Annotated in this window: 25 protein-coding genes and 1 pseudogene; 20 read left to right on the top strand and 6 right to left on the bottom strand. The window is 71.4% G+C overall.

Annotated features, from left to right (window positions below):
- The first annotated feature begins 49 nt into the window (after positions 1-49).
- A complete protein-coding gene (locus IE246_RS01480) occupies positions 50-634 on the top strand; it encodes a DUF3501 family protein (protein WP_189987137.1) in 585 nt (194 codons plus the stop codon).
- Positions 635-765: 131 nt separating this feature from the next.
- On the opposite strand, the gene IE246_RS01485 is transcribed toward IE246_RS01480, so the two are convergent.
- A complete protein-coding gene (locus IE246_RS01485) occupies positions 766-1,299 on the bottom strand; it encodes an SH3 domain-containing protein (protein ID WP_229836210.1) in 534 nt (177 codons plus the stop codon).
- Between the two features lie 184 nt (positions 1,300-1,483).
- Here IE246_RS01485 and IE246_RS01490 point away from each other — a divergent pair, with 184 nt between their 5' ends.
- The 3 genes from IE246_RS01490 to IE246_RS01500 are packed head-to-tail and all read left to right on the top strand — an operon-like array spanning position 1,484 to position 3,625.
- The gene (locus IE246_RS01490; RefSeq protein WP_189987138.1) at positions 1,484-2,470 is read left to right on the top strand and encodes a 2-hydroxyacid dehydrogenase; all 987 of its coding nucleotides are present in this window, start codon (positions 1,484-1,486) and stop codon (positions 2,468-2,470) included.
- A gap of 29 nt (positions 2,471-2,499) precedes the next feature.
- Positions 2,500-3,078 (top strand): PAS domain-containing protein, encoded by a 579-nt coding sequence (locus tag IE246_RS01495; RefSeq protein WP_189987139.1) that lies wholly within the window; start codon positions 2,500-2,502, stop codon positions 3,076-3,078.
- Position 3,079: 1 nt separating this feature from the next.
- Positions 3,080-3,625 (top strand): PAS domain-containing protein, encoded by a 546-nt coding sequence (locus IE246_RS01500; RefSeq protein ID WP_189987140.1) that lies wholly within the window; start codon positions 3,080-3,082, stop codon positions 3,623-3,625.
- Positions 3,626-3,631: 6 nt separating this feature from the next.
- Here IE246_RS01500 and ftsY read toward each other — a convergent pair whose 3' ends face one another.
- The 4 genes from ftsY to dapF are packed head-to-tail and all read right to left on the bottom strand — an operon-like array spanning position 3,632 to position 7,341.
- Complete coding sequence (gene ftsY / locus IE246_RS01505; RefSeq protein WP_189987141.1) at positions 3,632-4,582, bottom strand: signal recognition particle-docking protein FtsY; 951 nt, start codon at positions 4,580-4,582, stop codon at positions 3,632-3,634.
- Positions 4,583-4,608: 26 nt separating this feature from the next.
- Positions 4,609-5,913 carry a tRNA (N(6)-L-threonylcarbamoyladenosine(37)-C(2))-methylthiotransferase MtaB gene (mtaB, locus tag IE246_RS01510; protein ID WP_189987142.1) on the bottom strand — a complete coding sequence of 435 codons (1,305 nt, stop codon included), beginning with the start codon at positions 5,911-5,913 and terminating at the stop codon, positions 4,609-4,611.
- 41 nt (positions 5,914-5,954) lie between these two features.
- Positions 5,955-6,488 carry a 2'-5' RNA ligase family protein gene (locus IE246_RS01515; RefSeq protein ID WP_189987143.1) on the bottom strand — a complete coding sequence of 178 codons (534 nt, stop codon included), beginning with the start codon at positions 6,486-6,488 and terminating at the stop codon, positions 5,955-5,957.
- 16 nt (positions 6,489-6,504) lie between these two features.
- A complete protein-coding gene (gene dapF, locus IE246_RS01520; RefSeq protein WP_189987144.1) occupies positions 6,505-7,341 on the bottom strand; it encodes a diaminopimelate epimerase in 837 nt (278 codons plus the stop codon).
- Positions 7,342-7,430: 89 nt separating this feature from the next.
- Here dapF and IE246_RS01525 point away from each other — a divergent pair, with 89 nt between their 5' ends.
- The 16 genes and pseudogenes from IE246_RS01525 to IE246_RS01595 all read left to right on the top strand — a co-directional run bounded on the left by IE246_RS01525 (position 7,431) and on the right by IE246_RS01595 (position 23,594).
- Complete coding sequence (locus IE246_RS01525) at positions 7,431-8,489, top strand: malate/lactate/ureidoglycolate dehydrogenase (protein WP_189987145.1); 1,059 nt, start codon at positions 7,431-7,433, stop codon at positions 8,487-8,489.
- Positions 8,490-8,578: 89 nt separating this feature from the next.
- Complete coding sequence (locus IE246_RS01530; protein WP_229836212.1) at positions 8,579-8,908, top strand: TM2 domain-containing protein; 330 nt, start codon at positions 8,579-8,581, stop codon at positions 8,906-8,908.
- Positions 8,909-8,936: 28 nt separating this feature from the next.
- On the top strand, positions 8,937-9,260 hold the full coding sequence (locus IE246_RS01535; protein ID WP_189987146.1) for a TM2 domain-containing protein: 324 nt from the start codon (positions 8,937-8,939) through the stop codon (positions 9,258-9,260).
- Positions 9,261-9,357: 97 nt separating this feature from the next.
- On the top strand, positions 9,358-10,731 hold the full coding sequence (locus IE246_RS01540; RefSeq protein ID WP_189987147.1) for an efflux RND transporter periplasmic adaptor subunit: 1,374 nt from the start codon (positions 9,358-9,360) through the stop codon (positions 10,729-10,731).
- Positions 10,728-13,880 (top strand): efflux RND transporter permease subunit, encoded by a 3,153-nt coding sequence (locus IE246_RS01545; RefSeq protein WP_189987148.1) that lies wholly within the window; start codon positions 10,728-10,730, stop codon positions 13,878-13,880. Before IE246_RS01540 ends, IE246_RS01545 begins: the two co-directional genes overlap by 4 nt.
- Positions 13,881-13,994: 114 nt before the next feature.
- On the top strand, positions 13,995-14,654 hold the full coding sequence (locus tag IE246_RS01550) for a glutathione S-transferase family protein (RefSeq protein ID WP_189987149.1): 660 nt from the start codon (positions 13,995-13,997) through the stop codon (positions 14,652-14,654).
- Positions 14,655-14,811: 157 nt separating this feature from the next.
- A complete protein-coding gene (gene ffh, locus IE246_RS01555) occupies positions 14,812-16,311 on the top strand; it encodes a signal recognition particle protein (protein WP_189987150.1) in 1,500 nt (499 codons plus the stop codon).
- A 69-nt stretch (positions 16,312-16,380) separates the two neighbouring features.
- Positions 16,381-16,761, top strand: a complete 381-nt coding sequence (gene rpsP, locus IE246_RS01560; RefSeq protein ID WP_189987151.1) for a 30S ribosomal protein S16 — start codon at positions 16,381-16,383, stop codon at positions 16,759-16,761.
- Between the two features lie 34 nt (positions 16,762-16,795).
- Positions 16,796-17,299 (top strand): ribosome maturation factor RimM, encoded by a 504-nt coding sequence (rimM, locus tag IE246_RS01565; RefSeq protein WP_189987152.1) that lies wholly within the window; start codon positions 16,796-16,798, stop codon positions 17,297-17,299.
- Between the two features lie 6 nt (positions 17,300-17,305).
- A complete protein-coding gene (gene trmD, locus IE246_RS01570) occupies positions 17,306-18,064 on the top strand; it encodes a tRNA (guanosine(37)-N1)-methyltransferase TrmD (protein WP_189987153.1) in 759 nt (252 codons plus the stop codon).
- Positions 18,061-18,586, top strand: a pseudogene (gene rplS, locus IE246_RS01575) (50S ribosomal protein L19); the annotation flags it as partial. The gene trmD and the pseudogene rplS, both read left to right, overlap by 4 nt.
- A gap of 231 nt (positions 18,587-18,817) precedes the next feature.
- The gene (leuC, locus tag IE246_RS01580) at positions 18,818-20,227 is read left to right on the top strand and encodes a 3-isopropylmalate dehydratase large subunit (RefSeq protein ID WP_189987155.1); all 1,410 of its coding nucleotides are present in this window, start codon (positions 18,818-18,820) and stop codon (positions 20,225-20,227) included.
- Positions 20,228-20,251: 24 nt separating this feature from the next.
- Complete coding sequence (gene leuD, locus IE246_RS01585) at positions 20,252-20,857, top strand: 3-isopropylmalate dehydratase small subunit (protein WP_189987156.1); 606 nt, start codon at positions 20,252-20,254, stop codon at positions 20,855-20,857.
- A 117-nt stretch (positions 20,858-20,974) separates the two neighbouring features.
- The gene (gene leuB, locus IE246_RS01590) at positions 20,975-22,093 is read left to right on the top strand and encodes a 3-isopropylmalate dehydrogenase (protein ID WP_189987157.1); all 1,119 of its coding nucleotides are present in this window, start codon (positions 20,975-20,977) and stop codon (positions 22,091-22,093) included.
- Positions 22,094-22,334: 241 nt separating this feature from the next.
- The gene (locus IE246_RS28095; RefSeq protein WP_268245261.1) at positions 22,335-22,469 is read left to right on the top strand and encodes a hypothetical protein; all 135 of its coding nucleotides are present in this window, start codon (positions 22,335-22,337) and stop codon (positions 22,467-22,469) included.
- A 99-nt stretch (positions 22,470-22,568) separates the two neighbouring features.
- Positions 22,569-23,594, top strand: coding sequence for an aspartate-semialdehyde dehydrogenase (locus IE246_RS01595; protein WP_189987158.1), 1,026 nt, complete (start codon positions 22,569-22,571; stop codon positions 23,592-23,594).
- Positions 23,595-23,751: 157 nt separating this feature from the next.
- Here IE246_RS01595 and pdxY read toward each other — a convergent pair whose 3' ends face one another.
- Positions 23,752-24,573 carry a pyridoxal kinase gene (gene pdxY, locus IE246_RS01600; RefSeq protein WP_189987159.1) on the bottom strand — a complete coding sequence of 274 codons (822 nt, stop codon included), beginning with the start codon at positions 24,571-24,573 and terminating at the stop codon, positions 23,752-23,754.
- Between the last annotated feature and the right edge of the window lie 14 nt (positions 24,574-24,587).

The following is a 24,587-nucleotide window of genomic DNA, read 5'->3' on the forward strand; positions in this document are numbered from 1 at the left end:
CGCGCCCGGTCCTCCCGGCCGCGCCCACCAGAGCAGAGGAACGACCGTCATGGCGAAGGAGATCACCCGCGCCGACATCATGGACATGGCCGAGTACGCCAAGGTCCGGGCCGAGAAGCGGCGCGCCCTGGTCGACGTCAAGCGCAACCGCCGGGTGCCGCTCGGCCCGCACGCCACGTTCTACTTCGAGAACTACGAGACGATGTGGCAGCAGATCCACGAGATGCTGTTCATCGAGCGCGGCGGCGAGGCGCAGATCCCCGACGAGCTGGAGGCCTACAACCCGCTGATCCCGAACGGACGCGAGCTGGTCGCCACCCTGATGTTCGAGATCGACAACCCGGTGGTGCGCAAGAACGTGCTGTCCAAGCTCGGCGGCGTCGAGGAGACCGGCTTCATGCGGTTCGCCGGCCACGAGATCGTTGCGAAGGCGGAAGAGGACGTCGACCGCACGACGGCCGACGGCAAGGCCTCGTCGGTGCAGTTCCTGCACTTCAACTTCAGCGACGAGCAGGCCAAGGCGTTCGCGGCGCCCGGCACCGAGGTCGTGCTCGGCCTCAAGCACCCGGGCTACGCCCACATGACGATCCTGCCGGAGGCGGTCCGCGAAGCGCTGTCGAAGGACTTCGACTGACGCCAGCCGTCCTCATCCCGGACCGGGCCGCCGACGGCGGACCGGAGCCGGGACCTACGTGGCGGGTCCTGGGTCCCGGGTCACCGCTGCGCGGCGCCCGGGATGAGGCGCGTTTGGGCGGGTGCCCTTCGCTACTTCCCGGCCTCGTCGGCGCGCACGCCCCAGACGTGGCTGCGGTGGATCCAGCCGTCGAGCCCGGCGACCTCGATCTCGCACCAGTCCTTCCGGCAGCCGTCGAGCCAGCCGATCACCCCGGCTTCCAGCCGGGCCACCGCCGGCGCCGCGGTGTCCGGGGTGCGGCGCAGCAGGTGCTCGCCGCCGATCACCACCACGGTGCGCCGGCCGGACAGCATCGACTGGTGCACCCAGCCCTCGGTGCCGTCCGGGTCGCGGATCTTCCGCCAGGTGTCGAACTCGGCGATCACCTCGACCGGCAGGTTCGGGCGCTGGTACACCCAGTCGATCGGATACCGCACGCCGGGGCCGGCGCGGACGTTGACCTCCCTGGCCCGCAGGGTCACGTAGCGCGGGATCGGCAGCCCGGTCTCGGTGCCGACCGTGGCCGCCCGGGCCGGCCGCGGGGCGGCGCCGGCGAACGGGCCGGAGGCGGCCGCCAGGGCGAGGAGGGCGAGGAGCGCGGCGCGTCGCATCGGTGCGGTGGTCATCCCTGTCGTCAGAAGGCTTATACCGCTATCCATAGCGCCCGTTAAGCGGCGCGCCTACGATATACGGCCGACTGCACGGGGTGCGTGACAGCCGGTCGCGGCCCTGCTAACCGATGCCGGAACCGACGAACGTCGGCGTGGCCCCGGCGCTGACGACGGAATGCCGGGGGCCCGGGAGGAGTCCATGCCGCATAGCAAGCCGCTGGTCATCGTCACCCGCAAGCTCCCGGATCCGGTCGAAACCCGGATGATGGAGCTGTTCCAGACCCGGCTGAACCTGTGCGACGCGCCGATGTCCCAGGACCAGCTGGCGGCGGCGATGCGCGAGGCCGACGTGCTGGTGCCGACGGTCACCGACCGGATCGACGCGGCGCTGATCGAGCAGGCCGGCGAGCGGCTGAAGCTGATCGCCTCGTTCGGCACCGGGGTCGACCACATCGACCTGCGCGCCGCCAAGGCCCGGCACATCACCATCACCAACACGCCCGGGGTCCTGACCGAGGACACCGCCGACATGACCATGGCGCTGATCCTGGCGGTGCCGCGCCGGATCGTGGAGGGCAGCGCGCTGATCCGCACCGGCACCTGGACCGGCTGGTCGCCGACCGGGATGCTCGGCCACCGGATCCACGGCAAGCGGCTGGGGATCGTCGGCATGGGCCGGATCGGCACCGCGGTCGCCCGCCGGGCCCGCGGCTTCGGGCTGTCGGTGCACTACCACAACCGCCGGCGGGTGCACCCGGAACTGGAGGAGGAGCTGGAGGCGACCTACTGGGACAACCTGGACCAGATGGTCGGGCGCATGGACATCCTGTCGATCAACTGTCCGCACACCCCGGCGACCTACCACCTGATGAACCGCCGCCGGCTCGGCCTGATGCAGCCGCACGCCTATATCGTCAACACCGCGCGCGGCGAGGTGATCGACGAGTCGGCCCTGGTCGAGGTGCTGCGCGAGAAGCGGATCGCCGGCGCCGGGCTCGACGTCTACGAGCACGAGCCGCAGGTGAACCCGGAGCTGCTGGCCCTCGACAACGCGGTGCTGCTGCCGCACATGGGATCGGCCACGATCGAGGGCCGGCGGGACATGGGCGAGCGCGTGATCGTCAACATCCGGTCGTTCGCCGACGGGCACACCCCGCCGGACCGCGTCGTCGAGACCATGTTCTGAGCGGGCCGCCAGGTGGTGGAGCCAGGGCCGTGAGCGGGGCATTCCGCCGTCCGGAGCAGCTGCTCCCGGAAACCGCGCCGGCCGACCTGCGGCGGCTCGTCGGCTACTGGATCGCGCTGGCGGCCGGCCGGGCGATGCCGGCGTTCGCCGAATTCGACCCGGTCGCGGTGCCGTGGGCGCTGTCCCGGCTGTTCGTCGTGCAGGTCGTCGACGGCGGCGCCGACTTCGTCTACCGGCTGGCCGGCGAGCGCATCAACGAGCGTCACGGCGGCTCGGTGGCCGGCAGGAGCGTCGCCGGGCTGTTCCGGGCGGGCTCGGTCGCCGGCATACTGGACCGCTGGCGGCGCGTGGTCGGCGAGCCTGCGGCCTGCTACACCGAGAGCCGTCACCCGACCACCAACGGGCTGCTGTTGCACGGCCGGCGCGTGGTGATGCCGCTCGGGCCGGCCGATGGACCGGTCGACCATCTGATCGGCATGGCGGCGTTCGAGGCGCCGGTGCCCGGGCGTTCGTCGATCGCCGAGCCCGGCGTCGTCGATGTCCGCTGGGTCCCGCTGCGACCGACCGCCGGCGCCGGGCCGGGGCTGTTCGCCGGACCGGGGGGCTGACATGCTGCGCTCGCCCGACGATCTCGTGCCGCCCGGGGCGCCCGACGACCTCCGCCGGTTCGTCGCCTACTGGATCGACCGGGCGGCCGGCCGCCTGATGCCGGCCTTCGCCGATATCGACCCGGTCGACATCCGGTGGTCGCTGTCGCGGGTCTACGTCGTCAGGGTGGTCGACGGCGGGGCCGACTTCGTCTACCGGCTGGCCGGCGAAGCGATCAACCTGCGCTACCAGGGGTCGATCGCCGGCAAGCGGGTGAGCGACCTGCTGGAAGCCGGCTCGGCGGCCGAGGTGATCGGGCGCTGGCGGCGGGTGATCGAGACCCCGGCGGCGTATTTCGTCGACAGCGAGCACCCGACCAGCAGCGGCCTGCGGATCCGCGGCCTGCGCGTCGCGCTTCCGCTGGGCCCGGCCGGCGGCCCGGCCGACCACATCATCGGCCTGACCGTGTTCGAGGCGCGTTCCGAAGCCGGCGGCGCGGTGATCAGCGGCGCCGAGACCCACGACGTCCGCTGGGTCGAGCTGAGGGCGCCGGACGAGGCGTCGTAGGGCGCCCTACTCCTCGATGCCCATCAACGAGCGGGCGAAGGCCCGGGGCTCGAACGGGCGTAGATCGTCGGCGCCCTCGCCGACGCCGACCGCGTGCACCGGCAGGCCCTGGCTCTGGGCCAGCGCCACCACGATGCCGCCACGGGCCGAGCCGTCCAGCTTGGTGACGATCAGGCCGGTGACGTCGACCATCTCGCGGAACGCCTTGACCTGCTGGTGGGCGTTCTGGCCGACCGTGCCGTCGAGCACCAGAACGGTGGCGTGCGGGGCGTCCGGCTCCTGCTTCTTCAGCACCCGGATCACCTTGGCCAGCTCGTCCATCAGCGCCGCCTTGTTCTGCAGGCGGCCGGCGGTGTCGACCAGCAGCACGTCGGCGCCGCGGGCCCGGGCCTCGACCAGCGCGTCGTAGGCCAGGGCGGCGGCGTCGGAGCCGTGCGGTTTCTCGATCACCGGGCAGCCGGTGCGCTCGCCCCAGACCCGCAGCTGCTCGATGGCGGCGGCCCGGAAGGTGTCGCCGGCGGCCAGCACGACCTTCTTGCCGGCGCCGGTCCACTGCCGGGCCAGCTTGCCGATGGTGGTGGTCTTGCCGGAGCCGTTGACCCCGACCATCAGCACCACGAACGGCTTGTTCGGGACCTCGCGCGGCTCCAGCGGCACCGCCACCGGGGCCAGGATCTCGGCGATGTCGGCGGCGAAGGCGGCGCGCACCTCGTCGCCGGTGACCTCCTTGTCGAACTTCTCGCGCGCCAGGTTGGCGGTCAGCTTCGCCGCCGTCTCGACCCCGAGGTCGGCGGTGATCAGCAGATCCTCGAGTTCCTCGAGCGTGGCGGCGTCGAGCCGGCGCTTGACGAACAGCCCGGAAATGCCGTCGACCAGCCGGCGCGACGACTTCGACAGGCCCTCGCGCAGCCGGGCGAACCAGCCCTTCTTCTCGGGGGTGGTCGGCTCGGCGCTCATGCGGGGATCTCCGGCGTGACGGGCATTCAGGCGGCGGCGCGCAGCAGCGGACGGCCGATCAGGCGGCCGGCCTCGACGCCGAGGATGGTGACGGGAACCACGGCGCCGGGCTCCGCGGAATGGCCCGGTTCCAGGGCGATCGGCGCGAAGCTCTCGCCGCGGCCGGCGTCGTCGGCCTCGATCAGCACCCGGTCCCGCAGCCCGACCCGGCCGGCCAGCCAGGCGTCCAGGTTGGCGGCACCGATCGCCCGCAGCCGGGCGGCCCGGGCCTTGCGGATGTCGGCCGGGACCTGCGGCATGCGGGCCGCCGGGGTGCCGGGGCGCGGCGAGTACGGGAACACGTGCAGGTGCTGGATGCCGAGCCCGGCCAGCAGGGCGGCGGTGTTCTCGAACATCGCGTCGCTCTCGGTCGGGAAGCCGGCGATCACGTCGGCGCCGAAGGCGGTGTCGGGGCGCAGGGCGCAGACCTTCTCGACCAGCCGGACGACGTCGTCGCGCAGGTGCCGGCGCTTCATGCGCTTCAGCACCATGTCGTCGCCGGCTTGCAGCGACAGGTGCAGGTGCGGCATCAGCCGTTCCTCGTCGGCGATCAGCCGGAACAGATCGTCGTCGATCTCCACCGGGTCGACCGAGGACAGCCGCAGCCGCTCCAGCTCCGGCACCAGCGCCAGCAGCCGGCGGATCATCTGGCCGAGCGTAGGCCGGCCCGGCAGGTCGCCGCCGAACGAGGTGACGTCGACCCCGGTCAGCACCACCTCGCGGTAGCCGGCGGCCACCAGGGTGCGGACCTGCTCGACGATCGCGCCGATTGGCACCGAGCGGCTGTTGCCGCGGCCGAACGGGATGATGCAGAAGGTGCAGCGGTGGTCGCAGCCCTGCTGGACCTGCACGAAGGCGCGGGCCCGGCCGTCGAACTCCGAGACCAGGTGGGCCGCGGTCTCGCGCACCTGCATGATGTCGGTGACGTGGATGGCTGGAGCATCGACCTGAGCCCAGGTCTCGGCCCGCATCTTCTCCTCGTTGCCGATCACCCGGGCCACGCCCTCGATGGCGGCGTAGCGGGCCGGGTCGATCTGGGCGGCGCAGCCGGTCACCACGATCTCCGCACCCGGGTTCTCGCGGACCAGCCGGCGGATCGCCTGGCGGGCCTGGCGCTCGGCCTCGGCGGTGACGGCACAGGTGTTGACCACGATGGCGCCGGACTTGCCGGCGGCGTCCAGGTGCCCGCGGATCACCTCGGACTCGTAGGCGTTCAGCCGACAGCCGAAGGTCTCGACCCGGTTGGTGCCGGGCGCCTGCGCGGGCGAATCGTGGTCGGCGGCGGGGGTCATGGCCGGTAGATGCCCGCGCGGGGGCGGGAATGCAAGGGCCGTCAGCCGCGCAGGGCGATCTCGGCGAGCCGGCGTGCCGGGTCCCGGCCGTCGAGCCGGAACAGCTCGACGGTTTCCAGCCGGGCGTGGATTTCCGGCTCCTGGCCGTTCAGGTCGTCGGCCAGGGCCCGCGCCAGCTTGGCCTCGGCGATCCGGGCGAGCGTGACGTGCGGGATGTAGGGCAGGTCGAGCCGCAGGGCCTCGGCGAACGGGCCCGAATACAGCCGGTCGTGCAGCCGCACCAGGCTCGAGAAGCCCTCGTCCGGCACCAGGTACACGAAGCTGTCGCCGGACTCCGGGTCGGGTACCGCCAGCGCACAGCGGAACGCCAGGTCGAGCGGCGGGGTCTCGCCGGCGACCATCGCCAGGTGGCCGGTCGCGGTCGTCGTGTCGGTGGCGTCGGTCGGGAACACCAGGGTGACGTGCGGCCCGAGCCCGGGCGCCGCCAGCTCGGTGCCGTGGCGGTCGCGGAGCGCGGTGATCCAGGCGGCGTCGGCGGGTTTCAGCCGGGGACGACCCACCACCACCAGGCTCATGCCGCCACCGGGAATGTCAGCCGGCCAGCAGGTCGGGATCGAGCGTGCCGGCGAAGCTGGTCGCCACCGGCCCGGTCATCTCGACATGCCCGTCCTCGCGCCAGAAGATCTCCAGCGCCCCGCCGTCCAGCACCACGGTGGCGCGCCGCTCGGTGAGGCCGCGCCGGGCCGCCGCCACCAGGGTCGCGCAGGCGCCGGAGCCGCAGGCCTGGGTGATGCCGGCGCCGCGCTCCCACACCCGCATGCGCAGGCGGTCGGGCGCCAGCACGGTCGCGAACTCGATGTTGGCGCGTTCCGGGAACAGCGGGTTGTGCTCGATGCCCGGGCCGACGCCGGTCAGGTCCACCGCCTCGGCGTCCGGCACGAAGAACACGGCGTGCGGGTTGCCCATGTTGACCGAGGTCGCCGGGCCGAACGCCTCGGCCCCGGGGACGGTGAAGGAGAGGGTGTCGACGGCGGCAGCGAGCGGGATCTCGTCCCAGTTCAGCCGGGCCGGGCCCATGTCGACGGTGACCCGGCCGTCGCCGGCATCGGTGCAGATCAGCCGGCCGGCGACCGTCTCGAGGGCGATCTCGCGGCGGCCGGTCTCGCGCATCAGCAGCGACGCGACGCAGCGGGTGCCGTTGCCGCAGGCCTGGGCCTCGGAGCCATCGGGGTTGTGGATCGCCATGTAGGCGACGCCGCCGTTCCTCGGCGGCAGGATGGTCAGGAACTGGTCGTAGCCCACCCCGCGCCGCCGGTCGCCGACCGCACGGTACTGCGCCGGCGTCAGTGCCGCCGGCCGGGTCCGGCCGTCGACCACGACGAAGTCGTTGCCGAGGCCGTGCATCTTGGTGAAGGGCAAACCGCTCATGACGGCAGATATAGAGACGGTGTAGGCTTCCGCGCAACCACGCCGAATCGCTTTCCGCGAACAATCACATCCAAGGGAGAGGAGCACCGATGATCATCGGGCACGAGCGCCTGACCGACATCGTCACGCGCATGATCCAGGGCGCCGGCAGCGACCGGGCCGAGGCCGAGGCGGTCGCGGTGAACCTGGTCCAGGCCAACCTGATGGGCCACGACAGCCACGGCGTCGGGCTCGCGCCGCGCTACATGAAGCACGCCCGTGCCGGCACCATGAACCTGGGCGCCCGGCCGACCGTGGTGTCCGACAACGGCGTCTACCTGCTGCTCGACGGCAACATGGGCTATGGCCAGACGGTGTGCCGCGAGGCGACCGAGATGGCGATCGCCCGGGCCAAGGAGAAGGGCGCCGCGATCGTCGGCCTGCGCCGCACCCACCACATGGGCCGGATCGGCGCCTGGGGCGAGATGTGCGCCCGGGCCGGGCTGATCTCGATCCACTACGTCAACACCACCGGCCACCGGCCGTACGTGGCGCCGTGGGGCGGCTACGAGGCGCGCTACTCGACCAACCCGTACTGCACCGCGATCCCGGCGACCGACAAGAACCCGATGATCGTGCTCGACATGGCGACCTCGCGGGTCGCCCAGGGCAAGGTCCGGGTCGCCTACTACGCCGGCAAGAAGACCCCGTCCGACGCCCTGATCGGCCCGGACGGCGTGCCGACCGACGACCCGAAGGTGATCTTCGAGGAGCCGTACGGCGCGATGCTGAGCTTCGGCCAGCACAAGGGCTACGGCCTGGCGATGATCTGCGAGATCCTGGCGGCCGGCATCACCGGCGGCGGCACCGCCCGCGACGAGCTGATGGACCAGGAGACGATCTGCAACAACATGCTGATGATCGTCATCGATCCGGCGGGCTTCGGCGCCGACATCCCGTTCCGCGACGAGATCGACAGGCTGGTCGAGCACGTCTCGTCCTCGAAGCCGGCCCAGGGCTTCGACAAGGTCCGGTTCCCGGGCGATCCGGAGCGCGAGACCACGGCCGAGCGCACCGCCAACGGCATCTGGATCGACGACAACACCTGGGGCGAGATGCGTCGGGCCGGCCTCGAGGTCGGCATGAGCGAGGCCGACTTCGCCGGCTGAGTCGGGGCCGCCGTGCTTCCTGCAACCGCTGGTCGACGCCCCGGTCGAGGTGTAGACTCGACCGGGGCGATCAGCGGAGGGATCCTGGCATGGCCGAGGGTACGGAGGCGAAGGCCGGCGGGCTGGACGAGGCCGGCCGCCTGATGCGGTTCGAGGCGAACCGGAAGTCGGTGCTGGTGGCGTACCTGCTGTGGTTCTTCCTCGGCTATTTCGGTGTCCACCGGTTCTATCTCGGCCGCACGACCAGCGCGCTGGCGCTGCTCGGGCTCACGGTCGTCGGCGTCGTCCTGTCGGTGGTGGCGATCGGCGCGGTGATCCTGCTCGTCCCGGCGGTCTGGCTGCTGGTCGACCTGTTCCTGATCCCGGGCATGACCAGCGCGAAGAACAACGAGATCATCGCCGCCATCGAGCGCGCCTGACGGCGGCCCCAGTGCACCGGAGCCCGCAATGAGCGACGCACCGAGCGGACCGGGCGAGGCCGGCCGGATCATGCGCTTCGAGGCCGCCAGGAAATCGGTGCTGGTGGCCTATCTGCTGTGGTTCTTCCTGGGCTGGCTCGGCCTGCACCGGTTCTATCTCGGCTACATGCTCAGCGGCGTGCTGATGCTGGTGCTCTGGGTGGTCGGCACGGTCCTGTCGGTGGTGCTGATCGGCTACGTCATCCTGGTGGTGCCGGTGCTGTGGTGGGCGGTCGACGCCCTGCTGATCCCCGGCATGGCGCGGGCCAGCAACAACGAGATCATCGCCGAGATCGAGCGCGGCATGCGCTGACCGCGGCCGTCGGGGACGCCGGCCCGACCCGACGCTTGCGGCTGCGGGAGCCGGGGTGTTCCTGTAGCCTCGGTTGCGAACATCCCGGAGTCGAGGCATGCCGGTTCTCCGCAAGCTGCTGATCCTGCCCCCGGTGGTGCTGGGGGCGGCGGTGCTGGCCGCCGTGGTGGCGACGAAGAGCGGCCCGGAGCGGGGCGCCGCGGACGAGGCCGCCGCCCGGGTGCGGGTGCTGGACGTCGCCGCGACGCCGTTCGTGCCGCGGGTCACCGGCTACGGCTCGGTCGCGCCGGGCCGGAGCTGGTCGGCAGTCGCCCAGGTGTCCGGCCGGATCGCCAGGGTCGCGCCCGAGCTGGAGCGTGGCCGGCGGGTGCAGGCCGGCACCGAGCTCGTCAAGATCGCCGACGAGGACTACCAGCTGTCGGTCGGCAAGGCCGACGCCGCGATCAGCGCCGCCCAGGCCGGGCTGGACGAGCTCGACCTGGACAAGGCCAACCTCGAGACCAGCCTGGAAATCGAGAAGCGGGCGCTGGCGCTGGCCGAGCGCGACCTGCAGCGCCAGCGCGACCTGGCGAGGCGCGGCAATACCTCGCAGGCCTCGGTCGACCAGAGCGAGCTCGACGTGGTCCGCCAGCGCGCCTCCGTCCAGGACCTGGAGAACCAGCTCAAGCTGATGCCGACCAGGCGCCGCACCCAGGAACTGGCCAAGGCGGTCGACGAGGCCGACCTGGCGACCGCCCTGCTGAACCTCGATCGCACCTCGATCGAGGCGCCGTTCGACGGCCGGGTCGCCGAGGTCAGGGTCGAGGCGACCCAGTACGTCGGGGTCGGCGAGGTGCTGGCGACGATCGACGGGATCGACACCGCCGAGATCGACGTGCAGGTCCCGCAGGCCCGCATGAAGCCGTTCGCCGAGCTCGGCTTCGGCCGGGCCGATGCCGCCGGGGACCCGTTCGGCGGGCTCGCCGCCCTGGCCGAGCGGGTCGGGCTGACCGCCACCGTGCGGCTGCGCTTCGACGACCGCGACATCGAATGGCCGGGCCGGGTGGCGCGGATCAGCGACACGGTCGATCCGTCGACCCGGACCGTCGGCCTGATCGTGGTGGTCGACGAGCCCTATGCCAGCGCCCGCGCCGGCCAGCGGCCGCCGCTGATCAAGGACATGTTCGTCGAGGTCGAACTGCGCACCGACCCGGTGCCGGACGCCATCGTGGTGCCGCGCTCGGCGATCCGCGACGGCCGGGTGCCGGTGGTCGGGGCGGAGTCCCGGCTGGAGCACCGGGCGGTCTCGGCGCTTCGCACCTTCGGCGACCTGGTGGTGGTGGGCCAGGGCCTCGCGCCCGGCGACCTGGTGGTGCTCGACGACCTGTCGCCGGCGGTCGGCGGCCGGCTGCTGGCGCCGGTGCCGGATGCCGCGGCGGCCGAAAGCCTGCGCGGCCGGGCGGCCGGCCGGGCTCCCGGCGGTACCCGATGATCCGCTACTTCACCGGCCACCCGACGGCCGCCAACCTGCTGATGCTGGCCTTCATCGTGGCCGGGGTGGTGATCGCCCCGACGCTACGGCGCGAGACCTTCCCGCGCATCGACCCGAACGAGGTGCAGGCCCGGATCGCCTATCCGGGCGCGTCGCCGGCCGAGGTGTCGGACGCGGTCTGCCAGCGGGTCGAGGACGCGGTCGAGGCCGTCGACAACATGGCGGAGGTCCGCTGCGAGGCGCGCGAGGGGCTGGCGATCGCCACCCTCGAGATGACCGAGGGCGCGAACTTCGACCGCTTCTTCCTCGACATCAAGACCGAGATCGACGCGATCGACAGCTTCCCGGACGAGGTCGAGACCCCGGCGGTCAAGCAACTCGGCCTGACCGACTTCGTCGCCGCGGTCGCGATCACCGGGCCCGACCGGCTGCCCGACCTGAAGGCCTATGCAGAGGCGGTCAAGGCCCGGATGCTGCGCTGGGGCGGGATTCCCAACGTCGCGGTCACCGGGTTCTCCGACCACCAGATCCGCATCGAGGTGCGCGACGCGGTGGCCCGCGCGCTCGGCCTCAGCGTCTCCGACATCGCCGACCTGGTGGGCCGGCGCAACGTCGAGCTGCCGGCCGGCGACATCGAGAGCGCGGACCGGCTGGTGGCGGTGCGGTTCGACGACCAGCGCGCCTCGGTCGACGATCTCCGGGACCTGGTGGTGGTCGAGGGCGGGCGCGGCGGGCAGGTCCGGCTCGGCGACATCGCCACCGTCACCGACCGGTTCCAGGACGACGAGGTCCGCATCGAGTTCAACGGCCGGCCGGCGGCCCTGCTGGAGATCACCAAGACCTGGTCGGAGGACAGCCTGGACGTGATCGCCCGCCTGCAGGCGTTCCTGGAGGCCGAGCGTAGTCGGGCGCCGCCGGGCGTCACCCTGGCGCTGACCAGCGACCGGTCGTCGATCGTGCGCGACCGGCTGGTCATGCTGTACGAGAACGCCGCGCAGGGCATCGTGCTGGTGGCGGCCGCGATCTGGCTGTTCTTCGGGGTGCGCACCGCGTTCTGGATCTCGATGGGGCTGCCGGTGTCGTTCCTCGGCGGGCTCGCGGCGATGGCGGTGCTCGGCTACTCGATCAACATGCTGACCATGGTCGGGCTGCTGATCGTCATCGGCATCATCATGGACGACGCCATCGTGATCGCCGAGAACGTCGAGGCGAAGCGCCACGCGGGCCGCCCGGCCCTGCAGGCGGCGGTCGAGGGCACGATGCAGGTGCTGCCGGGCGTGGTGTCGTCGTTCATCACCACCGCGGCGGTGTTCGGCTACCTGGCGTTCCTCAGCGGCGACCTCGGCCAGCTGCTGTCGGTGGTGCCGGTGGTGATGCTGCTGGTGCTGGCGGTCTCGCTGGTCGAGGCGTTCCTGATCCTGCCCAACCACCTCGGCCACGACCGCGGGCCCGACCGCCCGGGCCGGGTCCGCCGCGCGGCCGAGCGCTGGCTGGAGCGGGTGCGCGACCGGGTCGTCGGGCCGACCGCCGAGCGCGCCGTGGCGCACCGCTACCTGACCGTCGGCATCGCCTTCGCGCTGTTCCTGGTGGCGGTCGCGATGCTGGCCGGCGGGGTGCTGAAGTTCCAGGCCTTCCCGGACCTCGACGGCGACACCCTGGAGGCCCGCATCACCCTGCCGCGCGGCAGCCGGCTCGCCGACACCGAGGCGATGGTCGCCCGGCTGGTCGACGCCGCCGGCCGGGTCGACGCGGCCCTGACCCCGGAGCAGCCGGACGGCCGGCCGCTGATCCGCCACGTGCTGGTCACCTACAACGAGAACGCCGACACCAACGACACCGGCGCCAACCTGGCGACCGTGTCGGTCGACCTGCTGTCGTCGGAGATCCGCAGCGTCGACAACGACGGCGTCGTCGACCGCTGGCGCCGGGAGGTCGGGCCGCTGCTCGACACTGTCCGGGTCACCTACGCCGAGCCGGCCCGCGGCCCGGCCGGCAAGGCCGTCGAGTTCCGGCTGGCCGGCGACGACCTGGCGGACCTCGACGCCGCGGCCGGCGAGCTGGAGGCGTGGCTGGCCGGCTACCGGGGCACCCGCGACCTGCTCGACGACCTCGACCCCGGCAAGCCGGAGATCGTGCTGACCCTGAAGGAGGGCGCCGGGCAGCTCGGCCTCGACGCCAGGACGGTCGCCCAGCAGCTGCGCGCGGCGTTCTTCGGCACCACGGCCGACGAGATCCAGGTCGGCGTCGAAGCCTACGAGATCGACGTCCGGCTGGCCGGCGCCGACCGCCGCAGCCTGGCCGACCTGGACGAGGCGGTGATCGCGACCGCCGACGGCAAGCTGGTGCCGCTGTCCGAGGTCGCGAACGCCCGCTGGGACCGCGGCTACGCCCGCATCATCCGGATCGACCGGCGGCCGACGGTGACCGTCCAGGGCGACGTCGACACCCGGGTCGCCAACGCCGCCGAGATCGTCAACGAGACCATGCAGGGCTTCGTGCCGGCTCTGCAGCAGCGCTATCCCGGGCTGTCGGTGTCGATCGAGGGCCAGGTCGCCAACGGCCGCACGACGGGCGCCTCGATGGCCAAGGCGCTGGTGCTCGGGCTGATCGGGATCTTCCTGGTGCTGAGCTTCCAGTTCCGCAGCTACGTCGAGCCCGTCGTGGTGATGAGCCTGATCCCGTTCACGCTGATCGGCGCCGTGTTCGGGCACCTGGCGCTCGGCATCGACTTCTCGCTCCCCAGCCTGCTCGGGCTGATCTCGCTGTCCGGCATCGTGGTCAACGACTCGATCCTGCTGGTGCACTTCATCAAGAACGAGCACGCGCCCGGGGACACCACGGTCGAGCAGGCCGGCCCGAAGGCGGCGAAGGCCCGGTTCCGGGCGATCCTGCTGACCTCGCTGACCACCGTCGCCGGCCTGCTGCCGCTGCTGTTCGAGACCAGCCTGCAGGCCCAGATCCTGATCCCGCTGGTGACCAGCATCGCCTTCGGGCTGACCGTCACCACCCTGCTGGTGCTGTTCGTGGTGCCGGCGTTCTACGCCATCCTCGACGATTTCGGCCTGACCTCGCTGGCGCGCGACCGCGAGTTCGCGGCCCGCCCGCCGACGCAGTCGGCCGCCGACGGTTCCTCGGGCGCGGCGGTCTGATGCGCTACGCAGATCCGCACCGGTTCAGGCAAATCAGAAAAGTTGATATCAACATATTATTACCGTATAGTCCGTTGCGGCCTGCCCGATCGCTGCCGCCGAGGAGCCCCCCCCATGACCGTCTCGCTCTACGCGCACCCGTTCTCGCTGTACTGCCAGAAGGTGCTGATCGCCCTGTATGAGACCGGTACCGAATTCACGTACCGGTTCCTCGGCGACGCCGATCCGACGGCGTCGGCCGAGCTGGCCGAGCTCTGGCCGATCAGGCGGTTCCCGGTCCTGGTCGACGGCGAGCGGACGATCCTGGAGTCCAGCGTCATCATCGAGCACGTGGATCTTCGGCATGGCGGACCGAAACGGCTGGTCCCGGCCGACCCGGAGGCCGCCCTGGAGGCGCGGATGCTGGACCGGGTGTTCGACAACTACGTCTCGTCGCCGGTCCAGGCGATCGTCTTCGACAGCATCCGGCCGGAGGACAGCAGGGACCCGTACGGGGTCCGGCAGGCGCGCGACCTGCTGGAGACCGCCTATGGCTGGCTCGATGCCCGGATGGCCGACCGCGAATGGGCGGCGGCTGGTCGGTTCGGCCTCGCCGACTGCGCGGCGGGCCCGGCGCTGTTCTACGCCGACTGGGTGCAGCCGATCGCCGATCGGTTCCCGGCCCTGCGTGCCTATCGGTCGCGGCTGTTGGCCCGGCCGTCCTTCGCCCGGGCCGTCGACGAGGCCCGCCCCTATCGGCACCTGTTCCCGCTCGGCGCGCCCGACCGGGACTGAGGATCCCCTCGCCTTGACCCTCCCGGCCTCGGCGCGTATATACCCGGTCTCTCGGCGAGACCCTGTCTGCTGAGACCTTCACGGGTTCCGTCCGTCCTCGAGGGTTCGAGCACGGGCGCGCTTCCGTTTGGGGAAATGGTTTGTCTGGAGTGACGGTGTGTTCGAGGGACTGAGCGAACGGCTGGGATCGGTCTTCGACCGGCTGCGCAAGCGCGGGGCGCTTAGCGAGGCCGACGTCGCGACCGCCATGCGCGAGGTGCGGGTCGCCCTGCTCGAGGCCGACGTCGCCCTGCCCGTGGTCAAGCAGTTCGTCGACAAGGTCCGCGAGCGGGCGGTCGGGCGCGAGGTGCTGCGCTCGGTCACGCCGGGCCAGATGGTCGTCAAGATCGTCCACGACGAGCTCGTGGACATGCTCGGCTCCGACAGCCAGTCGATCAGCCTGAATGCCCCGGCGCCGGTGCCGATCCTGATGGTCGGCCTGCAGGGCGGCGGCAAGACCACGACCACCGCCAAGATCGCCAGGCGCCTGAAGGACCGCGAGCGCAAGAAGGTGCTGATGGCGTCGCTCGACGTCACCCGCCCGGCGGCGCGCGAGCAGCTTCGCATCCTCGGCGAGCAGGTCGGGGTCGCGACCCTGCCGATCGTCCAGGGCGAGACCCCGGTGGCGATCGCCAAGCGGGCCATGACCGCCGGCAAGCTCCAGGGCTTCGACGTGGTCATGCTCGACACCGCCGGCCGCACCTCGATCGACGAGGGGCTGATGGCCGAGGCGCGGGCGGTCAGGGACGCGGTCAACCCGCACGAGGTGCTGCTGGTCGCCGACGCGCTGACCGGCCAGGACGCGGTCACCACGGCCACCAACTTCCACGAGCGGGTCGGGATCACCGGCATCGTGCTGACCCGGGTCGACGGCGACAGCCGCGGCGGCGCGGCGCTGTCGATGCGCGGCGTCACCGGCATGCCGATCAAGATGCTGGGCGTCGGCGAGAAGGTCGACGACCTCGAGGACTTCCACCCCGAGCGGCTGGCCGGCCGCATCCTCGGCATGGGCGACGTGGTCAGCCTGGTCGAGAAGGCGGCCGAGACGATCGACGCCGAGGAGGCGCAGAAGACCGCCGAGCGCATGATGCGCGGCACCTTCACCCTCGACGACATGGCGGCCCAGCTCAAGCAGGTGCGCCAGCTCGGCGGGCTCGGCGGCATCATGGGAATGCTCCCCGGCATCGGCAAGCTGAAGAAGCAGATGGCCGGCGCCAACATCGACGAGGGCATGCTGAAGCGCCAGGAGGCGATCATCTCGTCGATGACCCGCGCCGAGCGCCGCAACCCGAAGATCCTGAACGCCTCGCGCCGCAAGCGCATCGCCGCCGGCTCCGGCACCCAGGTCCAGGACGTCAACAAGGTGCTCAAGCAGCACCAGGACATGGCCCGGATGATGAAGCAGGTCGGCAAGATGGGCGGCAAGGGCGCGCTCGCCGGGCTGTTCGGCGGCGGCGGCGCGATGCCGGCTCCCCCGGCCGGCGGCGATGCCGGCGCTGCGGGTGGCGGGGCCGTGCCGCGGCTGCCCGGCGGTTTTCCCGGACTGGGCGGCGGCGGTGGACCGCGCCTGCCCGGCCTCGGCGGCCTGCCCCCCGGATTTCCCGGCAAGCGCAAGTAGGCGCGCCGGCGAACGCCTCTGAACCGAATTGATCAACGACACGACTGCAGAACACGAAAGGACCAGCCCATGTCGCTCCGCATCCGCCTCGCCCGTGGCGGCGCCAAGAAGCGCCCGTTCTACCGGATCGTCGTCGCCGAGGCGACCAGCCCGCGCGACGGCCGCTTCGTCGAGAAGGTCGGCACCTACAACCCGATGCTGCCGAAGGACCATGCCGACCGCATCGTCCTGAAGACCGAGCGCATCCAGCACTGGCTGAGCGTCGGCGCCCGGCCGACCGACCGGCTGCACAAGATGCTCGGCCAGGCCGGCCTGATGGAGCCGTTCAAGTACAACGAGCAGCCGAAGAAGTCCGCTCCGGGCAAGAAGCGCGCCGAGCGCGAGGCCGAGGCCGCGGCGAAGGCCGCCGAAGCCGCCGCCAAGGCGGCCGAGGCGCCGGCCGAGGGCTGATCCGGGTCGACGCGGCGCCTGACGGGAGTCGGCGGTGGCCGAGCGTGTCTGCCTCGGGGCGGTAACCGGTGCGCACGGCGTCCGCGGTCTGGTGAAGGTCAAGCCCTTCACCGAGAACCCGGACGACGTGGCGGCCTACGGCCCGGTCGAGGACGAGCGCGGCAGCCGCCGGTTCACCCTGGCGGTCGCCGGTCACCACAAGGAAACGGTGATCGTTCGGGTCGAGGGCATCGCCGACCGGGACGCCGCCGAGGCGCTGCGCGGCACCCGGCTGTACGTCGACCGCTCGGCGCTGCCGGAGCCGGAGGACGGCGAGTTCTACCACGCCGACCTGATCGGCCTGCGGGTGGTCACGGTCGGCGGCGAGGAACTGGGCCGGGTCACGGCGCTCTACGACTTCGGGGCCGGCGACCTGGTCGAGTTCGCCGGGGCCGACGGCAAGTCGCGGATGCTGCCGTTCACCGAGGCGGCGGTGCCGGAGGTCGACATCGCCGGCGGCCGCATCGTGGTGCAGCCGCCGGAAGGGCTGCTGGAGTGAGGGCGAATGACCGCCGCCGAGACGACGACCTGGCGCGCGACCGTGCTGACGCTGTTCCCGGACATGTTTCCGGGTCCGCTCGGGCTGTCGCTGGCCGGAAAGGCGCTGTCGGCCGGCATCTGGTCGCTGAAAGCGCTGGACATCCGGGAGTTCGCGCGCGATAAGCACCGCTCCGTCGACGACACCCCGTTCGGTGGCGGATCCGGTATGGTCATGCGGCCGGATGTCGTCGATGCGGCGCTCGCCTCGATCGAGGATCAGCCTGGACCGCGGATCTACCTCAGCCCGCGCGGCCGGCGGTTCGATCAGGCGCGGGCCAGGGCGCTGGCGGCGGAACCGGGGGCGGTGCTGCTGTGCGGGCGCTACGAGGGCCTGGACGAACGGGTGATCGTCGCCCGCGGCCTCGAGGAGCTGAGCCTCGGGGACTTCGTGCTCTCCGGCGGGGAGCCGGCGGCGATCGCGGTGATGGACGCGGTGGTCCGCCTGCTGCCGGGAGTGCTCGGCGCGGCGGAGACGCTCGCGGAGGAGAGTTTCGAGGAGGGGCTGCTGGAGTATCCCCTCTATACCCAGCCTCGGGAGTGGAACGGCATGGCCGTCCCCGAGGTGCTGACCAGCGGACACCACGCAAACGTCAGGGCGTGGCGGCGCGGGGAGGCGGAACGGATCACCCGGGAACGGCGCCCCGACCTGTGGGCGCTCTACCGGGCCAAGTGTGGACAGGCCGCCGGCGCGGCCGACGGTGAGGATACGGAGACCACGCCATGAACATCATCGAGCAGCTCGAGAGCGAGCAGGTCGCGGCCCTCTCGGCCGACAAGCAGATCCCGGTCTTCGGCCCGGGCGACACGGTGCGGGTCGACGTGAAGGTCGTCGAGGGCACGCGCGAGCGCATCCAGGCGTTCGAGGGCGTGTGCATCGCCCGCAGCAACGACGGCGTGAACTCCTCGTTCACGGTCCGCAAGATCTCCTACGGCGAGGGCGTGGAGCGCGTGTTCCCGCTGTACTCGCCGCGGATCGCCGGCATCGAGCTGATCCGGCGCGGCAAGGTGCGGCGCGCGAAGCTGTACTACCTGCGCGGCCGGACCGGCAAGTCGGCCCGTATCGCCGAGAAGACCACCGGCGCCGCCGGCAAGGCCGCGGCCGAGGATCGGGTCGCCGCCGCCGAGCAGCGGGCCGCCCGCCTGGCCGAGCAGGCCGAGCAGCGCGCCGCCCGGGCCGAGGCTCAGGCTGCCGAGGCTCAGGCCGCCGAGGCCCAGGCTGCCGAGGCCGGCACCGAGGCGTAAGCCTCCGCATCCGGTACGGGAATCCGCACCCCCGGACGGCGACGTCCGGGGGTGTTTGCGTTTTCAGCCGGCCCGGACGGTCCGCGAAGCGCCCGTCAGGCCCCGCAAAACCCCCTTGCGCGTTTCGTGGTTTGCGCCGGCGACGCAACTTTGTAATGTCCGGCCTCCGGAGAACACGAGGCCGGCGGCGCCCGCACGGGGTGCCGGACCGGTTCGCAGGAGGGAACACGCAGCCATGGCCAAGCCTCGCACCCTGTTCGACAAGATCTGGGAATCCCACCTGGTCGACGTCCAGGAGGACGGGACCTGCCTGATCTACATCGACCGGCACCTGGTGCACGAGGTCACCAGCCCGCAGGCCTTCGAGGGCCTTCGGCAGGCCGGCCGCAAGGTCCGCCGGCCCGAGAACACGCTGGCGGTCGCCGACCACAACGTGCCGACCACCGACCGCTCCAAGGGCATCGACGACGAGGAGAGCCGGATCCAGGTCGAGACCCTCGAGCACAACGTCAAGGATTTCGGCGTTCCGTACTTCCCGGTCATGGACGTCCGCCAGGGCATCGTCCACATCATCGGACCGGAGCAGGGCTTCACCCTGCCGGGCATGACCATCGTGTGCGGCGACAGCCACACCGCCACCCACGGCGCCTTCGGCTCGCTGGCCTTCGGCATCGGCACCTCCGAGGTCGAGCACGTGCTGGCGACCCAGACCCTGGTGCAGGCGCCGGCCAAGAACATGCGCATCACCGTCGACGGCGAGCTGCCGGCCGGGGTGACCTCGAAGGACGTGATCCTGGCGATCATCGGCGCGATCGGCACCGCCGGCGGCACCGGCCACGTGGTCGAGTATGCCGGCGAGGCGATCCGCGCCATGTCGATGGAAGCCCGCATGACGGTCTGCAACATGACCATCGAGGCGGGTGCGCGCGCCGGCATGATCGCGCCCGACGAGACCACCTTCGAGTACCTGAAGGGCCGGCCGATGGCGCCGAAGGGGGCCGCCTGGGACGCCGCCGTGGCGTACTGGAAGACCCTGCCGTCCGACCCCGGCGCCACCTACGACAAGGAGGTGGTGCTGAAGGCCGCCGACATCGTCCCGCAGGTCACCTGGGGCACCAGCCCGCAGGACGTGGTGCCGGTCACCGGCAAGACCCCGGACCCGGCGGCCGAGAGCGACCCCAACAAGAAGGCGGCGATCGAGCGGGCCCTGAAGTACATGGGCCTCGAGCCCAACACCCCGATCGCCGAGGTCAAGGTCGACAAGGTGTTCATCGGCTCGTGCACCAACGGCCGGATCGAGGACATCCGGGCGGCCGCGGCGGTCGCCAAGGGCCGCAAGGTCGCCGACGGCGTCCACGCCATGGTGGTGCCGGGCTCCGGCCTGGTGAAGGAGCAGGCCGAGGCCGAGGGCCTGGCCGACATCCTGACGGCGGCCGGCTTCGACTGGCGCGAGCCGGGCTGCTCGATGTGCCTGGCGATGAACGCCGACAAGCTGGAGCCGGGCGAACGCTGCGCCTCGACCTCGAACCGCAACTTCGAGGGCCGGCAGGGCCGTGGCGGCCGCACCCACCTGGTCAGCCCGGCGATGGCGGCGGCGGCGGCGGTCACCGGCCGGCTGTCGGACGTCCGCGAGCTGACGAACTGAACGACCGGGGACCGGGAGGAAACGATGGACAAGTTCAACCAGCTGCGCGGCACCGCCGCCCCGCTCGACATGATCAACGTCGACACCGACATGATCATCCCGAAGCAGTACCTGAAGACCATCAAGCGCACCGGCCTCGGCAAGAACCTGTTCGCCGAGATGCGCTACGACGACGACGGCAACGAGAAGCCGGACTTCGTCCTCAACAGGCCGCAGTACCGGGGCGCCCAGATCCTGGTGGCCGAGGACAATTTCGGCTGCGGCTCGAGCCGCGAGCACGCGCCCTGGGCGCTGCTCGACTTCGGCATCCGCTGCGTGATCAGCACCAGCTTCGCGGACATCTTCTACAACAACTGCTTCAAGAACGGCATCCTGCCGATCAAGGTGACCAGGCAGCAGCTGCGCGAGCTGATGGACGACGCCAACAAGGGCTCGAACGCGGTCCTGGAGATCGACCTGGAGAACCAGACGATCGGCCGCCCGAACGGCGAGAGCGTGTCGTTCGAGATCGACCCGCACCGCAAGCACTGCCTGCTGAACGGGCTCGACGACATCGGCCTGACCATGCAGCGCGAGAAGAGCATCTCGGACTTCGAGGAGCAGCGGAAGACGGCCCAGCCCTGGGCCTGATCCGCTTCTCCGTCGCCGCGCGCGGTCCCGCGTTGCGGTTTTCCCCGTTTGCCACGCCCCGGCGGTTCGGATAAGCAATCGCTCATCCAGGACCGCGATCGGGGGTAAAGGAGCGTCATGGCGTCCAACAAGAAACTGCTCGTGCTGCCGGGCGACGGCATCGGCCCGGAGGTGGTGCGCGAGACCCTGCGCGTCGTCGACTGGATGGCGAAGAAGCGCTCGGTGTCGTTCGACGTGCAGGAAGGCCTGGTCGGCGGCGCCGCCTACGACGCCTCCGGCACCCCGCTGACCGACGAGACCCTGGCCGATGCGGTCGACGCCGACGCCGTGCTGTTCGGCGCGGTCGGCGGCCCGAAATACGACGACCTGCCGTTCGAGAAGAAGCCCGAGCGCGGTCTGTTGCGCCTGCGCAAGGAAATGGACCTGTTCGCCAACCTGCGCCCGGCGATGGTGTTCGCCTCGATGGCCGACAACTCGTCGCTCAAGCGCGACCTGGTCGCCGGCCTCGACATCATGATCCTGCGCGAGCTGACCGGCGGCGTGTACTTCTGCGAGCCGCGCGGCATCGAGGACCTGCCGGGCGGCGGCAAGCGCGGCTTCGACACCCAGGCCTACTCGACGCCGGAGATCGAGCGCATCGGCCGGGTCGCCTTCGACCTCGCCCGCAAGCGCCGCAACAAGGTGACCTCGGTCGAGAAGGCCAACGTGATGATGTCCGGCGTGCTGTGGCGCCAGGTCATGACCGACCTGCACAAGCGCGAGGGCGAGGGCCTCGAATACGAGAACATGTACGCGGACAACTGCGCCATGCAGCTCGTCCGCAACCCGAAGCAGTTCGACGTGATCGTCACCGACAACCTGTTCGGCGACATCCTGTCGGACTGCGCGGCGATGCTGACCGGCTCGCTCGGCATGCTGCCCTCGGCCTCGCTGGGCGCCGAGGACCCGACGACCGGCCGCCGCCACGCCCTGTACGAGCCGGTGCACGGCTCGGCCCCGGACATCGCCGGCCGCGGCATCGCCAACCCGATCGCCGAGCTGCTGTCGTTCGCCATGCTGCTGCGCTACAGCTTCGACATGGGCGAGGACGCCGACCTGGTCGAGAAGGCGATCGACAACGTGCTGTCGTCCGGCCTGCGCACCGCCGACATCATGCAGGAAGGCAAGGCCAAGGTGTCGACCGGCGTGATGACCGACAGCATCCTCAAGGAGCTGGACAAGCTGGTCAGCGGCTGATCGGCCGGCCGGCGAACATCCGTCGCCCACCGCCCGTCGTTTCGTGGGTCCCGGCTCCGCCGCGCGTGTGGCGCGGCGGTCCGGGATGACGGCAGAAGAGGGGAGACGAGGGGGCGCGGCCCTTCCCCCGACGTCATCCCGGGCAACCCCGGACCCGATCCGGGGATGAACCGGGAGCCACCCGCCGCTACCCACGAATCGACCGTTTCCATCGCCGGCGATTTGGCGTATGAAGCGCGCCATGGTCGAGACGGCTTTCCGGTCCGGGATCCGCATGCACGCCGACGGAGCGACCGCTTCCGCCGTGCCCTCGCCCTGCCCGCGCGTCCGCGCGTTCGCCACCACCACCACGAAAGCCGGCAAGACCACCCTCTAGGGGTCGGGCCTCCTGCTGCGCGCGAGCGATCGGCGGTCGGGGGCCCGGGCGGACCCCGACGGGAACGATGCCGTGCGGTTTCGAGAGGAGTTTGAGGATATGGGCTACAAGGTTGCCGTCGTCGGAGCCACGGGTGCGGTGGGACGCGAGATGCTGACCACCCTTGCCGAACGCAACTTCCCCGCCGACGAGGTCGTGGCGCTGGCCTCCGGCCGCTCGGCCGGCGGCGAGGTCTCCTACGGCGAGGACCGGACGGTGGTCGTCCAGGACCTCTCGAAGTACGACTTCACCGGCACCGACATCGCGCTGTTCTCGGCCGGCGGCGACGTCAGCAAGGAGTACGCGCCGAAGGCCGGCAAGGCCGGCTGCGTGGTGATCGACAACTCCTCGGCGTTCCGGATGGACCCGGACGTGCCGCTGGTGGTGCCGGAGGTCAACCCGGACGCGCTCGCCCGCTACGGCAGGAAGAACATCATCGCCAACCCGAACTGCTCGACCGCGCAGATGGTGGTGGCGCTGAAGCCGCTGCACGACGCCTTCGGGATCAAGCGCGTCGTGGTCTCGACCTACCAGTCGGTCTCCGGCGCCGGCAAGGAGGGCATGGACGAGCTGTTCAACCAGACCCGCGCCGTCTACGTGAACGACCCGGTCGAGAAGGAGAAGTTCACCAAGCAGATCGCCTTCAACGTGATCCCGCACATCGACGTCTTCATGGACGACGGGTTCACCAAGGAGGAGTGGAAGATGACGGTCGAGACCAAGAAGATCCTCGACCCGGACATCGACGTGGTCGCCCAGTGCGTCCGCGTGCCGGTGTTCATCGGCCACTCGGAGGCGGTGTTCATCGAAACGAAGAAGCCAATCGACGAGAAGTCCGCGCGCGCCGCGATGGAGGGCTTCCCGGGCCTGGTGATCATCGACCACCGGGCCGACGAGGGCTATGTCAGCCCGGTCGAGTGCGCGGGCGAGGACCCGGTCTACGTCAGCCGCATCCGCAAGGACCCGACCGTGAAGAACGGCCTGGTGTTCTGGTGCGTGGCCGACAACCTGCGCAAGGGCGCGGCGCTCAACGCCGTGCAGATCGCCGAGGAGCTGGTCGCCCGGCACCTGAAGAAGGCGGCCTGAGGCAGGCCCGTCGTCGGTGGGCCGGTGGGTCCCGGATCTCGCTGCGCTCGTCCGGGATGAGGGTTGGAGGTAGCGAACCCGCCTCGGCCCTCATCCCGGCCGCAGCGGCGCAGCCGCGGAGGGCCGGGACCCACGACTGCGGCCCCGACTGCGGCCCTCAATCCGGCCGGTCGGCGTGGACGATGGCGTCGAGGTTGGGGATCAGCGCCAGGTCGACGGTACCGGCCGCCTCGGTGGCCGCCGTCGCCACGTCCAGGCCGGCGACGCATCGCCGCATCGCCCGGTACGGGTCGCGGCCGTCCAGGTAGTGCGCCAGGAACAGCCCGGCGAACAGGTCGCCGGTGCCGAAGAAACCGCGGCGCCGCCGCGGCGTGCGCACCACCCGCATGCCCTCGACCGTCACCATGACGATCGCCAGACGGTCCTCGCCGTCCGGGATGCCGGTGGCGACGACGATGTCGGGGCCCCATTCCAGCAGGGTCACGGCGGCGGCGTGGGCGTCCTCGACGCTCTCGACCCGGTGGCCGGACAGCCGCTGCAGCTCGAAGGCGTTCGGGGTGATGGCGGTGGCACGCGGCACCAGGCGCTCGCGGATCGCCTTCTCCACCCCGTCGCGCACGAACACCCGGCCGTGGTCGCCGATGATCGGGTCGCAGACGTAGACCAGCCCGGATTCGACCTCGCGGGCGGCGTCGACCGCATCGGCGATCGCCCAGCCGCTGCCGGCCTCGCCGAGATAGCCGGAATAGACGCCGTGGCAGTCGCGCCAGCCGGTCAACCGGCCGATCCCGTGCAGCAGGTCCCGGACCTCGTGGTCTGGGCGCACCGTGCCGGCGTGATGGCCGTGGCCCGGGTGGTTGGAGAACGCCACGGTGTCGACCCGCCAGGTGGTGTGGCCCAGCCGCTCCAGCGGCGGCACCGCGGCGGCGTTGCCCACGTGCCCGACGGCGACGTGCGATGAGACGGCGAGGATCGGCATGGCCGCGACTATAG

The sequence above is a fragment of the Thalassobaculum fulvum genome (assembly GCF_014652915.1).
GTDB lineage: Bacteria > Pseudomonadota > Alphaproteobacteria > Thalassobaculales > Thalassobaculaceae > Thalassobaculum_A > Thalassobaculum_A fulvum.